15 protein-coding genes are annotated in these 14866 nt (G+C 40.9%); 1 reads left to right on the plus strand and 14 read right to left on the minus strand.

Going from position 1 to position 14866, the window contains the following annotated elements; genetic code table 11:
- Position 1: 1 nt before the first annotated feature.
- The 8 genes from O2S85_RS18520 to O2S85_RS18555 all read right to left on the minus strand — a co-directional run bounded on the left by O2S85_RS18520 (position 2) and on the right by O2S85_RS18555 (position 10037).
- Complete coding sequence (locus O2S85_RS18520) at positions 2–1291, minus strand: YycH family regulatory protein (RefSeq protein ID WP_269410752.1); 1290 nt, start codon at positions 1289–1291, stop codon at positions 2–4.
- A complete protein-coding gene (gene walK, locus O2S85_RS18525; RefSeq protein WP_269410753.1) occupies positions 1291–3117 on the minus strand; it encodes a cell wall metabolism sensor histidine kinase WalK in 1827 nt (608 codons plus the stop codon). Before walK ends, O2S85_RS18520 begins: the two co-directional genes overlap by 1 nt.
- Positions 3118–3123: 6 nt before the next feature.
- Positions 3124–3828, minus strand: coding sequence for a response regulator YycF (yycF, locus tag O2S85_RS18530; protein WP_269410754.1), 705 nt, complete (start codon positions 3826–3828; stop codon positions 3124–3126).
- Between the two features lie 119 nt (positions 3829–3947).
- A complete protein-coding gene (locus tag O2S85_RS18535; protein ID WP_269410755.1) occupies positions 3948–4538 on the minus strand; it encodes a uracil-DNA glycosylase in 591 nt (196 codons plus the stop codon).
- Positions 4539–4742: 204 nt separating this feature from the next.
- The gene (gene dnaB, locus O2S85_RS18540; protein ID WP_269410756.1) at positions 4743–6110 is read right to left on the minus strand and encodes a replicative DNA helicase; all 1368 of its coding nucleotides are present in this window, start codon (positions 6108–6110) and stop codon (positions 4743–4745) included.
- 269 nt (positions 6111–6379) lie between these two features.
- Positions 6380–6826 carry a 50S ribosomal protein L9 gene (rplI, locus tag O2S85_RS18545; protein ID WP_269410757.1) on the minus strand — a complete coding sequence of 149 codons (447 nt, stop codon included), beginning with the start codon at positions 6824–6826 and terminating at the stop codon, positions 6380–6382.
- The gene (locus tag O2S85_RS18550; protein WP_269410758.1) at positions 6823–8796 is read right to left on the minus strand and encodes a DHH family phosphoesterase; all 1974 of its coding nucleotides are present in this window, start codon (positions 8794–8796) and stop codon (positions 6823–6825) included. Before O2S85_RS18550 ends, rplI begins: the two co-directional genes overlap by 4 nt.
- Before the next feature lie 302 nt (positions 8797–9098).
- Positions 9099–10037 (minus strand): YybS family protein, encoded by a 939-nt coding sequence (locus O2S85_RS18555; RefSeq protein ID WP_269410759.1) that lies wholly within the window; start codon positions 10035–10037, stop codon positions 9099–9101.
- Positions 10038–10255: 218 nt separating this feature from the next.
- Here O2S85_RS18555 and O2S85_RS18560 point away from each other — a divergent pair, with 218 nt between their 5' ends.
- On the plus strand, positions 10256–10756 hold the full coding sequence (locus tag O2S85_RS18560) for a DUF1189 family protein (RefSeq protein ID WP_269410760.1): 501 nt from the start codon (positions 10256–10258) through the stop codon (positions 10754–10756).
- 115 nt (positions 10757–10871) lie between these two features.
- Here O2S85_RS18560 and rpsR read toward each other — a convergent pair whose 3' ends face one another.
- The 6 genes from rpsR to O2S85_RS18590 form a co-directional block, all read right to left on the minus strand.
- A complete protein-coding gene (rpsR, locus tag O2S85_RS18565; protein ID WP_170840739.1) occupies positions 10872–11102 on the minus strand; it encodes a 30S ribosomal protein S18 in 231 nt (76 codons plus the stop codon).
- Positions 11103–11300: 198 nt separating this feature from the next.
- A complete protein-coding gene (gene ssb / locus O2S85_RS18570) occupies positions 11301–11774 on the minus strand; it encodes a single-stranded DNA-binding protein (protein ID WP_269410761.1) in 474 nt (157 codons plus the stop codon).
- 15 nt (positions 11775–11789) lie between these two features.
- Entirely contained in the window at positions 11790–12080 is a 291-nt protein-coding gene (gene rpsF / locus O2S85_RS18575; RefSeq protein ID WP_269410762.1) for a 30S ribosomal protein S6, read from the minus strand.
- A 236-nt stretch (positions 12081–12316) separates the two neighbouring features.
- Entirely contained in the window at positions 12317–13417 is a 1101-nt protein-coding gene (gene ychF / locus O2S85_RS18580) for a redox-regulated ATPase YchF (protein ID WP_269410763.1), read from the minus strand.
- A 271-nt stretch (positions 13418–13688) separates the two neighbouring features.
- Complete coding sequence (locus O2S85_RS18585) at positions 13689–13886, minus strand: DUF951 domain-containing protein (protein ID WP_269410764.1); 198 nt, start codon at positions 13884–13886, stop codon at positions 13689–13691.
- Between the two features lie 27 nt (positions 13887–13913).
- Positions 13914–14849 (minus strand): mechanosensitive ion channel family protein, encoded by a 936-nt coding sequence (locus tag O2S85_RS18590; protein ID WP_269410765.1) that lies wholly within the window; start codon positions 14847–14849, stop codon positions 13914–13916.
- Positions 14850–14866 lie beyond the last annotated feature (17 nt).

Genomic DNA, 14866 nt, shown 5'->3' on the forward strand with positions numbered 1-14866 from the left:
CTCAAGCTCCCCCCTTATTGATGGATAATTTGTCGAACTCTAATTCCTGCCAGTTCCCATTATATTTCACATACCAAGCTGGCTTCATGGTCAAATAGGGCAAATCATCATCTTCCGCTGCCAAATGATAACCAATTCTGATATCATCAATTTCATCTGCTTTCATATCAGACTTGTCGATCATGTAAATAACATCCTCACCTGAAGGCAATTCTACGGTGTTTTCACCTGGCGAGGTATTGAAACTGACGATAGGGCGCTGGTATTTATATAAATCGTCATTCCGAAACTCCTGCTCAATGACAGCTAAATCACTGTTAAAGACTGGATAACCAGAATAGAACATACGATAGCGTATAAAGTTGGTTGCTGGCCGTAATTCCTCCAGATGAAATTCACTTGTCCAGCCTTTTTGTTCATTAATATTGTTTATACTGGTATCCAACAAATTCATTGGTTCCATTTGGTTGTAACTGGTATTTAATGTGTTAAAGAATTCGATACTCTTACCATCTCCTTTTACACGCATACCACGTACCTCGTCCGTATAGTAAACCCCTCCGGCATTTGTTGTGTCCCGACGAACGATTTCTGGATTACTAAACAATACATCCACAAGCTCACCCGGGTTAATACTCTGCATGGCAACCCTTCTTTGTTTCATCTCCGGTTTATTTTTAGGAATATAAATGGGTGTATCTGATTCTTTGAATAGGATATACTCACTTAACTCTTTTGGATTGGTTACATAATTCCATAATTCATTATATTTTTTGGAGTTATTGACAAGGGCAGTTGCGCGCTGATCACCATTCTCTGATAAAAATTGCACTTTTAATGACAAGTCCTCATTAAAAGTGATGTATATCCGCTGAAACGACCAGTCTGGCAAGTCAATTTTTTCATTAAACGAAAATAGACTATCCAGGATTTTCATCGGTAGTTTATAAGGAAATGTCAGCTCTACCTGATAATCATCAGTGGGCGGACCATCCGCTTTTCCTGTTTTAAAATTATACATCACCCAGGACTGCATATCCCGATATAATGACTCCCGTTGCTTTGGATCCGCGAATCCATAAACACGATTATAACGATGAAAGATGACGGATGTAGGTACAATGACATCTTTCTTGTGTACGTCATCTACACCGCCAATACCTGCCTCCGCATATTCCATATTCGCCATAAATTTGTAATTTGGCTGGTAACTCCAAAGTCCCAATGTCAACAACAAGCTAATTCCAATTAAAACTGCCAAAATAACTGATTTTACCGTTTCTAATTTCATTAGCCGGTCCTCCGCTTCTGATTCATCAACGGAAGGGTGAAATAAATAGTTGTCCCTTTGCCTTGTCTGCTTTTAGCCCAAATCCTGCCATGGTGTGCTTCCACCAATTCCCTGGCTATTGCCAATCCTAAACCAGTTCCGCCAAGTTTTCTTGTTCTTGCTTTATCTGCCCGGTAAAAACGGTCGAACACCCTGTCTACCTTATCATAAGAGATACCAATACCTTCATCCTGAATACTGACTAATAATTGATACCGTTGTTTCTCAACACTAACACAAATCATCCCGCCCTCAGGAGAATATTTAACGGCATTGGAAATGATATTATCCAATACCTGGGTCATCTTGTCCTTGTCCATCCAGACATAATATACACCATGAGGCAATTTACGGCTGAAACCGATCCCCTCATAAGCATTCATCTCAAACCGATCGATAATATGATTAATATAAGCTATAAAGTCTGTTTTTTCCCAATGCAGCCCATATTGCTTATTATCCATCCGGGACAGCTGCAGCAAATCATTGACCATTCGAATCATTCGTTCCGTTTCATTTTGTGCCACTTGTAAGAATTTCGGCGCAATCGATTTGTCCTGCCAGGCACCATCGGTCAGTGCCTCCATATAGCTCCGCATCGTTGTTAATGGGGTGCGCAACTCGTGGGACACGTTTGATACAAATTCCCTTCGTTCCTGTTCCACTTTTTCTTGTTCCGTTACATCACTAATCACCGTAATAAAGCCAATAATGTCATCTTCGTCATCAGAGATGGTGGAAAAGTTTGCCCGAATAAGAAAGATATCATCTGCTTCACTGAAGTCAATGACCATTGATCCGCTCTCCTGCATTTGGGATAAATCGACGTCTTTTTCTCCCAATTGCAGCACATCAAGCAGGAATTCACCTTTTACATCGTCGGGATTACGGCTAATCAATTTACCTGCTGCATCATTAATTAAATTAATAGCTCCGGTTGCATCGGTTGCAATAACCCCATCAGACATATTGGACAGAACACTGCTTAGCTTATGCCGCTCTTCCTCAACGGTTGCATACGAGTGTTTGAGTTGATCGTTCATATCGTTAAATGCCTCTGCCAGGTTACCAATCTCGTCTTGGGCGTAAACATTAACCTTTTGTGTAAAATCACCTTTAGCCATCGTTTGGGCCTGTCGACGCATTTCGGTAATTGGCTTGGTAATCGTCCTGGCAACGAGGATTCCCAATAACGCAGAAACAATAATTGCCAAAATCGATGCCTGCAAGAATATCCGGCTGATTTCCTGCAATTGATTGTAGACATTTTCCAATGATGCTTCCAAGTAGATGGCACCGACGATATCTTCGCCGATTTTAAGCGGTTCTATCCGTACATAAACCCTATTTCCCGTCTCCGCACTTAACATTGTATTTTTATAGGAAACATCAGAAGAAAGAGCCTTTGTAATTAGATCACCCGTTGTTTTCTTCCCAATCTTATCCTGATCAGAATAACTATTGGCACCCAGTACCCGGCCGACATTGTTGACTACTTGTAAGCTAGTAATCTCTTCAGGGCCAATATTATTAACGATTTCCTGGACATCCTCCTGTAACGTGGGCTCCGTTTCATCCTCGGTACGTTCCTCTGTAAAGGCATCTTTCAAATTAAAAGATAAATACTCGACACGATTATCCACGGATTCCTTAAAGTTGGAGGTCAAGCGTTCCTCCAATTCCCTTGCAACATAGGAGCCAATAACTTGTACGGCGACGACAAGGAGTAAAATATAAATAATGATAAATTTTAATTGTATCGATCGGAAAAAACCGACTTTGTTCATAAAAACCTACTCCTCGCCAGGATTACGCAAATAATAACCAACTCCACGGCGTGTCACAATCCACATGGGGTTACTTGGATTCTCCTCAATTTTTTCACGAAGTCTTCTGACCGTTACATCAACCGTCCGTACATCACCAAAATAATCATACCCCCAGACTGTTTCCAGCAGGTGTTCCCTGGTCATGACTTGTCCGATATGACGTGCCAAATAATGCAATAATTCAAATTCACGATGGGTCAGTTCCACCTGTTCTCCATTTCGGGTAACAGCGTATGCATCCGGGTGAATCACAAGGTTCCCCATCACAATATCTTTGGTTGCTTTTACCTTATCATCCGGGATATTCTGTTGTCTTCTCAGATTTGCCTTCACCCGGGCAACTAGTTCCCGATTACTAAACGGTTTGGTAACGTAATCATCTGCACCAAGTTCAAGGCCCAGAACTTTATCGATTTCCGCATCTTTTGCCGTCAACATAATAATCGGCATTGATTGGGTTTTACGGATTTCCCGGCATACTTCATTGCCATCTTTGTTAGGCAACATAAGATCCAGCAATATTAAATCAGGTTCCTCACTTTGCGCAAGTTCAATCGCCTCGTCTCCGTCATATGCGCAAACAACCTGATAACCCTCTTTTTCCAAATTAAATTTCAATATATCTGCAATGGGCTGTTCATCATCAACAACTAATATTTTCTGACTCAATCCAGTCACATCCTTTTAGTCACATGCTTTTGTCTATTTTACCTTACTTTTGGCCAAATGTCTTTTGTTCTATTTTTAATTTTAGGGGGAGGACAGCTAATATGATGTGGTTATCCCCCTTAATTGATACTTAGCCTCATGCGTGTTTGGTAGTTGTTAGCGAGGAATCGCCAATCTTCCAGAAATAACTTCCATAAATTTGGCCGGCGTCTGACTGCTAATGGGTGGTAAGCGGTACAGGTTTGATATCCTCGTACATCGTGCATTTGACCGCGTAGTGATTTTACATCAACATGAACATCTTGAAAAAACGATTGGACAGCGACATTCCCCAAACACAACACAAATGCCGGCTGTTTTGCTTGCAGTTGTTGCTCCAGATGGTTCATACAAATAGCTCTGGTCGCTTCTTTGTCATATTTTTTAGTTGGCTTTCGCTTTAATATAAAGGTTACATATAAATCATGCATGTTTAATCCTGCATCATTGGCGGCTGTTTGCAATGTTTGCCTTGTGCCACAGACAAACGGGTTTCCTTCACGGTTTTCCCGCGCCCCTGGATTGTCCAATAAAACCATAATCGGAGCATCGGGGTTCCCTTCACCCCAAATCATTCTTGAACCATGCTGATAAAGACCACATTCCTTACATGATTTTTCATTTTTCGGTGTTGGTTCCTCCGGCCACAGAACCGGGCAAAAGTCTGCCATTGTTTTTTTCCTCCTGGATTTATAAGCTAATAAGACTTAGTTTATCCAGTATTTCAAGGTTCACAACAGAACGAAAAAAATAAGCCTTCCTATGTTTGAAGGCTGTGGAGCTTGCATAGAAACCAGCTTGAGTTAGTTTTTAATGGAGGATCTTTTCTCAATTGAAGATTTTGTGCGTTACCGGGGTTCCCCTGAGAATCCGCCTTATACCGGTACTGGCGGGATGTCACTTTCCTGGTAACGGTGATCCAAATCAACGAACTTATTATATTCCTTTACGAAAGCAAGCTCCACTGTGCCAACAGGGCCATTACGCTGTTTGGAAATGATAATCTCAATAATGTTTTGTTTTTCCGATTCCTGATCATAATAATCATCACGATATAAGAATCCAACAATGTCAGCATCCTGTTCAATACTTCCGGATTCACGTAAGTCCGACATCATCGGGCGTTTATCCTGACGCTGCTCCACACCACGGGATAGCTGTGATAAAGCAATTAATGGTACATTCAATTCCCGGGCAAGTCCTTTTAATGACCGGGAAATTTCGGATACTTCCTGTTGTCTGTTTTCTCTGGAATTGCCACTTCCCTGGATGAGCTGCAAATAATCAATCAGGATCATACCCAATCCATGTTCTTGTTTTAACCGCCGACATTTGGAGCGAATTTCACTAACACGGATTCCAGGTGAGTCATCAATATAAATACCAGCGTTGGACAAGCTCCCCATTGCCATCGTCAACTTTCCCCAGTCATCGGCCTCCAGCGTACCTGTCCGAAGACGCTGAGCATCAATATTGCCCTCCGCACAAAGCATCCGCTGGACAAGCTGCTCGGCGCCCATCTCCAAGCTGAAGATCGCCACATTTTCATTGGTATTAATAGCCACGTTTTGCGCAATATTTAACGCAAATGCGGTCTTACCGACTGATGGACGGGCAGCGATAATAATCAGGTCGTTGCGCTGAAACCCTGAGGTAATTTGATCAAGATCCCGATACCCTGTTGGTACGCCTGTGACATCCGCTTGATGATTATGCAGCATTTCAATATCATCGTAGACCTCTATTAATACGTCCTTGATAGACTTAAAAGCGCCGGCACTTTGTCGCTGTGAAACTTCGAGAATATTTTTCTCCGCCTCATTTAAAACATCATCGACATCATCTTCTCTGGTGTAACCGGTAGTAACAATGTCTGTTGCGGTTCGGATTAACCGGCGCAGTATCGATTTTTCTTCAACAATTTTACTGTAATAACCAATGTTAGCAGCGGTTGGGACACTGCCAGCCAGATCGGTCAAATAGGAGACCCCGCCAACCTCATCTAACAGTTTTGCATTTGATAATGATGTAGTTACCGTGACCAGGTCAATCGGTTCACCAAGGTCGGAGAGCCGCATCATTGTCTCAAAGATGCGTTGATGACCGGCCCGATAGAAATCCGCCGGCATTAACCGTTCAGAGGCTTGGGAAAAAGCCTCAGGTTCAAGGAAAATAGCACCAATGACCGCCTGTTCCGCTTCAATATTATGTGGTGGTGTACGATCATTCCAATTCTCATTCATTTGTTTCATTTCTCCTCTTATAAATCGGAGTGACTAAGGGTTGGTTACTTATCAAGCCATCGTTTCCCTTGTAGAGGATGTTCAAAAAGTCCGGTAAAAATGACACGTCGAATTTCGTCGTTGGCTTGCTTTTCCGCTCCTCATGTACCTTTTATGTACACTACGGTGCTCAAAGCTACGCCGCCTAGAACTTCTCGGTCCTTTTTATCCTCCTTTTTGAACACGCACTTGTATGAAAACGATGGGACAGGAGAACCGTCCCTCTGTCCCTATTTTTCTGTGACGTGTACTTTTATGGAACCTGTTACTTCGGGATGGAGTTTTATCGGGACGGTTGTGTATCCCAAAGCCCGGATTGGTTCATCCAGTTCAATTTTACGTTTATCGAGCTTATAGCCGTACGATTTTTCCAATGTTTCAGCGATCTGTTTGCTGGTAATGGAGCCAAACAGACGACCGTTATCTCCTGACTTTGCTTGCAACTCAACAGTTAGATTGGCAAGGGTATCTTTTAATTTTATAGCCTCATCTTTTTCCGCTTGTTCTTCTTGAGCTGCTTTACGCTTTTTAGCATTTAATGCCTTCATATTACCTTCTGTTGCTTCTTCAGCTAATTTATTCTTTAGTAAATAATTACGGGCATATCCATCAGAAACATTTTTAACGTCGCCTTTTTTTCCTTTACCTTTCACGTCTTTTAAGAAGATAACTTTCATTCTAATTCTCCTCCTCCAAAATAATCTTCAAGTATTTCTTTTAACAGTGCTTCAGCGTCATCCATGGTAGTATCCTCAATTTGTGTTGCGGCATTGGTTAAATGACCGCCGCCGTTCATTTTCTCCATAATAACCTGCACATTTACATCACCGAGTGACCTTGCACTTATACCAATTTTACCATCTTCCCGTTCAGAAATAACGAATGAAGCTTCGATTCCACTCATCGTCAACAGCGTATCCGCTGCCTGGGCAATTAGCACAGATCCATAGGTTTCCCCCTTGATTCCCTTGGCTATGGCAACCGAATGATGATAAACTGTAGCGCGTTCGATTAACTTACTGCGCTTCACATAAATATTTAAGTCCTCTTTCATAAATTGCTGCACCAACACCGTGTCAGCACCCTTGGAACGTAAATAGGATGCAGCATCGAATGTTCGTGATCCCGTTCGTAATGTGAAACTTTTCGTGTCAATAATAATACCAGCAAGCAGTGTGGTTGCCTCCAGCATTTTCAATTTTAATGTTTTCGGCTGATACTCCAACAACTCTGTAACCAATTCTGCTGTCGATGATGCGTACGGTTCCATATATACAAGTGTCGGATTATCCACGAATTCCTCAGCACGGCGGTGATGGTCAATGATAACCTTAAAGTCGGTTTTACTTAACAATCGAGGATCAGCCATCATAGACGGTTTGTGCGTATCAACAACAACAACCAGGCTTCTGCTAGTAACAATTGTTTCTGCTTCATCTGGCTCAATAAAGTGGTTCCATAAACTTTCCTCTTTTTTAATCGCGTCCATCATCCGGGTAATGCTTGAATTAATATCATTCGGATCAAGCACAATATACCCTTCCACATCATTGGCTCTGGCAATATTTAAAATACCAATTGCGGCACCAACCGAATCCATATCAGGTGACTTATGCCCCATAATCAGTACTTGATCACTCTCCTTCACTAATTCCTTCAGTGCATGGGAGATAACACGAGCCCTGACCCTTGTACGTTTTTCCATTGGATTGGTTTTCCCGCCATAGAATCGAACTTTTCCCAGATCATCCTTAATCGCAACCTGGTCACCCCCGCGGCCCAGTGCCAGGTCAAGGCTCGATTGTGCCAATTCCCCGAGTGCAGGTAACAGCATCTCACCATAACCAACGCCGATACTGATCGTCAATGGAATATTCTGTTCTGAATTAAGTTCTCTTATCTCGTCAAGAATATTAAACTTGGTCTTTTCCAATTTACCAAGAATTTCCCTTGTGCCAACTGCCAGAAACCGCTCCTGTGACGTTCGTTTCAGATATAGCCCATACGTATGTGACCAATCATTTAAGGCAGCTGTAACCTTTGAATTCAATTGACTCTTCCATGTATCATCCATGTTTTGCGTGATTTCCTCATAGTTATCCAAAAAAATGATTGCTAAAATTGTTTGATCATTTTCATATAATGTTTGAATTTTTTTTTGCTCAGTTCGGTCAAAAAAGTATAGCAGACGTTCTTCCTTTTTAATAATCGACTGAAAATCATAGCCTTCCAGTTCAAACCAAACTTCATCTTTTCCTTCCTTAATCGTTGGAATGAGATCATCGGACAGCAAATTCAATGACTTGCCAACTAAGATATCCTCCTCACCGAATCGATTCATATACGGATTCGCCCATTCAACGATGTAATCTTCATTGTACAGAACAATTCCAATTGGCATTTCCAATAATGCTTCCTCGCCAACCTTCTTGATCCGGTGGGAGAGTGTCGCAATATATTCCTCTGTTTCATTGATAATTGTTTTCTCGGTTCGAATACTATAATAAAACGATGCAATTAAAAATAACGTCATTAATAACCCTAATATCCATTGATAATACCAAATGACACCAAGCAGAATAATGGATAATAAATAAATAATCCATAGGTGTCTACTAAATGCGGGTTTCTTCTGTAAATCTGGCATAGAATTCACTCCATAACCTTTTTCGTTAGGTAAGAACGTACAAAAATCCAGGCCCTATTCTGGGTATTGCCAGGGGAGGGAAAGTTCGGCCAAGCCCGCGACCCTGTCGCAACGCCGAACTGACCTGCGTCCTGCAGCCTTCCATCCGGTTCCAGTACCTTTGTTCAGTTCGCAAGACGCTGGTCATGCCAACGTCAGCACAAGACGTCCGGCTTTAATCGACCAGCGTTTAGCCGATTGCACAATTCTTTCTTTATCTCGCATTAACGGGCTGTAAAACCCCCACTGAATGAAATTTCACTTTATTTATTGGCGGAAATCCGATCCCGCAAGCGAAAGCCTATATCAATGATTCCCAAGACTCGCACCAGAATTACCAAGAACGGTATAAAAAGTGTAGCTATAATACTGATAATCGGCAGTGCCTTTGATCCGCCTTTCTGATAAGCATAAAAGAAAATCAGTGAAAATCCTTGTAAAATCATTAATGTACCAATGAGCATTAACACATTATTTACTGCCAAATACAAGGTTCCATTTGGATCCAAATCAAAGAAAGAGAAAATAATCGCAATAAAGTAAATCCATATGAGTGATACCGGCAATGTCAGATTACGAAAGGGCGGAAATCGGTAATCCTTGCTCCATATACGATTGACAATCTTATAACTGATCCATTGACAGATAAAGGCAAAAATAATTCCAATTATTGCGATACCGGCTGGAATTAAATTTTTCATCAGATCGACCTGCTGTTCAATCATGGAAAGCTGTTCTTCGGCTTGCCCTGGCAAACCAAACTGATCCATCATTCCCTGGGCTTGCTCCATCGATTGGTCAATTGCCTGGTTGATTGCTTTTACAATATTCACATCAAACACCAACTGTGTAATCAAAAACAAAAATACGAAGCCGATCACAAAACCAACCGTACCCCGTGCCCATGTTTCATAGGCTGACAAATTCTTATTCATGGCAACACCAATCATGATCCCGCCAAGCCCCATCAAAATGGTTAGCGGAGAAAAGGCTGTTGCAAATAAAGTTGACAGAACCAGGCACGCCACAAACATGATAAGTGATGGTTTCCAATTATATCGTGATGCAAATACTGCAAATGGGATTGGCAAAAGAAAGAAAGCAATAGCTCCCACCACTGGTACAATCGTGATAATTAAAAGGAGAATCATATAAATCGCAGTGAGTAATGCACCTTCTGTCAGTAGTTTCGATCGATTCATGAATTGCACCTCTTACATTCAATTACAGACTTTTTTTCATATCATTACTATATGATAACATTTTTTGTAGACATTTTGGGATTGAAAAATGCGGAAATCCAAACAAAAGAAAAGTAAAAACGATATTACATGCGCTTTTTACAAGTTTTTTTACTATAATAGGGGGGAGATATTAATTTATTTGTCCAGCTTACTTAAGAAAAGAAGGATGTCCAGCAATGATTTTTATCCAGGCGTTACTCCATAGTATCAAACTACCAGCTAAAAATGCCATGTTCCGGCTCAATCGGATTGGTATGGATATTACCGTTATGTACATGTTTTTGCTTCTGCTGATTGTTTCCATCCCATCTCTGCTGGAACGACTGTCCAACCCAAGCCAATCAGGGATTACAGTACATATATTTTTTTTGTTGATGTACTTTTTTATTTTCTATTATCTGCCGTTAGTGATCTTTGTATTTGTCATACTATCTGCAGTGGCTTATATTGGTGTTTTGATTAGCCGGGCGCTATCCCGTAAGATCCGTTTTGCCATCCTGTGGAAAATGTGTGCTTACACAACAACGATTCCGTTTTTAATCTATACCATTATCGCGCTATTCATTCCAATTAGCGATCGCTGGCTATGGCTATTTCTTATTTATACGATTATATTAATGATTAAAATGATTACAGTCTATCCAAGAAGAAAAGAACAGTCAAGAGGAAAAATATAGCTGTGTTATCTAGTTTTATTGAAAAACTGCACTTTTGGCGAAAGCGTCATCACTATTATAATCAAATAAAATAAAGACCCTTTCGCGGAATACTTGCAAAAGGGTCTTTATTTTATTACTCGGCTACGTAAGGCAATAATGCCATTTGACGAGCACGTTTGATTGCTTTGGTCAATTTACGCTGATATTTTGCAGATGTTCCAGTTACACGACGTGGAAGTATCTTTCCGCGCTCTGAAATGAAACGTCTCAGTAAATCAACATCTTTATAGTCGATGTGTGTAATTCCGTTCGCTGTGAAGTAACACACTTTACGACGCTTTGCACGACCGCGACGAGCTGCCATTTGTACCCCTCCTTTTGGTTATTTGTTCAAACAATGATCTAAAAGAGGATGTTCAAAAAGTCCGGTAAAAATGACGCTTCGAATTTCGTCGTTGGCTTGCTTTTCCGCTCCTCATGTACCTTCTATGTACACTCCGGTGCTCAAAGCTACGCCGCCTAGAACTTCTCGGTCCTTTTTATCCTCCTTTTTGAACACTCACTAAAACGGTAAATCATCGTCGGATATATCGATAGGTTCGCCATTATTTCCAAATGGGTTCTCAGGATTTGGCTGGTTCTGATTCTGGTTTTGGTTTTGATTCGGACTTTGTTGTGGCTGAAAACCAGAGGATCCTTGACTTCTTTGTGAAGAACTTTTTGTTTCCAAAAATTGCACACTTTCGGCGACAATTTCTGTTACAAAAACGGTCTTTCCATCCTGTCCTTCATATCTGCGTGTCTGAACCCGACCATCAACGCCGATCATGTTACCTTTTTTCATGTAGTTTGCCAGGTTTTCCGCAGCTCTGCGCCAAACGACACAATTAATAAAATCTGCTTCACGTTCACCTTGCTGGTTGGAAAAAGGCCGGTTAACCGCAATGGTAAAGTTGGCCACCGCGACTCCGGTTGCTGTATAACGTAAATCTGGATCCTTCGTTAATCTGCCAACTAGTACGACACGATTTAACATCAGAACCACCCCTTATTATTGATCTTCTTCTCGAATTGCGATATGGCGAATAATATCGTCACTAAATTTTGCCTGGCGATCAAACTCATTGATAGCATTTTCATCAGCCGCAAAATTGATAACAACGTAGTAGCCATCACGATAATCTTGAATTTCATATGCAAGACGGCGCTTGCCTTTTTCATCAACTTTTTCAATCTCCGCTCCATTATCAGTAAGAATGTTGTTAAAGCGCTCAATTAAAGCTGTTTGCGCCTCTTCTTCGATATCTGGGCGGATGATATACATGATCTCGTATTTTGTCATCCGTTACACCTCCTTTTGGTCTTAGCGGCCCTTATCTATTAGAAAAAAGGTTAAAACCTTCCATTTTCTGCAATAAGAGCAAGGAGTAATCTTATACATTACTCACAATGAGATATTATACCAAAACAGACCTAAAAAAACAACATTTCGAGAGAATCCAAATATACGTTAATAGCAATCACATTAAAAAACAGCCTTTTTTATAATACAGACCTTAGACAACCAGACACCTTTAACTATACATTGAAACGGAAATGGATGACATCGCCGTCTTGGACAATATATTCTTTCCCTTCCAGACGTACACGACCATTTTCACGAGCTTGCACCATGGATCCAGCAGCCATTAAATCCTCATAGGAAACGACCTCTGCGCGAATAAATCCTCGTTCAAAATCAGAATGGATGATTCCTGCTGCTTGTGGCGCCTTAATGCCTTTATGAAAGGTCCATGCTTTAACTTCCTGCTCACCTGCCGTAAAATAAGTTGCCAGTCCCAATAAGTTGTATGATGCTTTAATAAGCTTGTCCAGCCCAGATTCTTCAATCCCCAGTTCATCCAGGAACATATCCTTTTCGTCCGGATCCAATTCGGCAATTTCTTCTTCAATTTTCGCACTGACGACAATTACTTCCGCATTTTCATTGGCTGCAAATTTCTTTACTTTTTGCACATTCTCATTAGCATCAGGTTCAGCAATTTCATCTTCTTTAATATTGGCTACATACAAGGTTGGTTTACTTGTTAATAGTTGTAGTCCTTTAACAACCTTCCTCTGCTCTTCATTAAATTCGACTACACGTGCGGGTTGTTCATTTTCAAGCGCTTGTTTCAATTTGGTAAGTACCTCATACTCCACAACCGCACCTTTTTCCTTTTGTCTGGCTAATTTTTCTACCCGCTGATAGCGTTTATTGACAGTTTCCAAATCAGCTAAGATCAATTCCAAATTTATCACTTCAATATCAGTAATAGGATCAACCTTGCCGGAAACATGGGTAATATTTTCATCCTCAAAACAACGTACAACCTGACAAATCGCATCAACCTGGCGAATATGGGACAAAAATTGATTACCCAAACCTTCCCCTTTACTTGCACCTTTGACAATACCTGCAATATCGGTAAATTCAAAAGCTGTTGGTACAGTTTTCTTCGGATGTACCAATTCCGTTAATTTATTTAATCGATCGTCAGGTACTTCAACAATACCAACGTTTGGATCAATTGTCGCAAATGGATAGTTGGCTGCCTCCGCACCTGCTTGGGTAATTGCATTAAATAATGTTGATTTCCCGACATTGGGAAGGCCAACAATTCCTGCTGTTAAAGACATAACTAACTTTCACTCCTTAAGGATTCCTTCCATGAACGCGTTCGTTACCATTCATTATAAGTACATGCCAATCAATTGACAAGCAACGAAAAAGCAAAAATGAGCCTTTTTAACGGACACATTTTTGCCAATTGAACATGGAAAATTTAATTTCATCTGTTATTAGCCAGCCGAAAAATCACATTCTCGGCTAAAAAAATAATTTTACATAATTTTTTCATATTAACAACTGCCGGGGAGATTAATCTGTCAATTTTTGTAAAATCATTCTTTACTCTTCCGCTTTTTCCAATACCTTTTTCATCTTTTTGGTAAACTCTTTGCGCGGGATCATTACACTATGGTTACAGCCCATGCATTTGATGCGGATGTCCATCCCCATCCGAATGATTTTCCAACGGTTTTCTCCACACGGATGCTGTTTTTTCATTTCAACAATATCATGTAATCCAAACTGTTTATCCGGCATTATCGCATCCCCCTTTGCATGCTTTAATCATTGACTATTGCTTCTTATCCGTTCCTGTACCCCATCCCCGCTTATTTGCGGTGCTTCCTCACGTGTGTACATGACAAGTCTTGGTGCAGGGATTTCAATACCTTCATGATAAAGTCGTTCCTTGACCTCTTTACGAATGATTCTGGCACCAGCCCATTGGTATACGGGCAAGGTTTCGGCGATCACCTGGATGACATAGTGTGATGTTTCCAATGATTGAATACCTTGAATAACCGGTGTTTCTACAATTTCTTCATATTTCTCTGGCAAATCCTCAATGATTGTCTCAATAATCTTTTCAGCTGCTAATATATCACTTTCATATGGTACATTAATATCAACAACAGCCAGCCCGTTATGAATCGAATAATTAGTTACCTGGGTGACATCGCCATTAGGAATAATGTACTGTTCTCCTGTCCAGCTCATAATCTTTGTTGTACGAATCCCAATTTCTTCAACTGTTCCTTCAGCATTAGAGGCGACAATATAATCCCCTACCGAAAACTGATCCTCAAAGATAATAAAGAAGCCGGAAATAAGATCACGAACCAGATTTTGGGCACCAAAGCCGATTGCTAGCCCAACAACTCCTGCTCCCGCTAGAAGTGCCCCCACGTTAAAGCCAAAAGCATTATCAAGTACCATGATAATTGCGGCAAAATACACGGTATATGATAACATGTTCTGAATCAGTTTTTTGAGCGTCATTTCCCTACGTTCCGTGATACGAAAAGGGCCACGCTGTTTATTCCGAAATATCCGCTCGATAATCTTTTTCCCCAGACGGACAATAATTATCGCGATCAGTATAATTAATACAGCCCTGCCGATTGATTTGGATATATCAATCCAAAGCTGGGCGCCTGTTAAAAAACTCCATAAATCATTGATGCTATTTATTTTATTAGCCTCTGTTAATGTTTCCGCCAATTTTATCCCTCCGAAAA

The sequence above is a fragment of the Lentibacillus daqui genome (assembly GCF_027186265.1).
In the GTDB taxonomy this organism is placed as follows: Bacteria; Bacillota; Bacilli; order Bacillales; family Amphibacillaceae; genus Lentibacillus_C; species Lentibacillus_C daqui.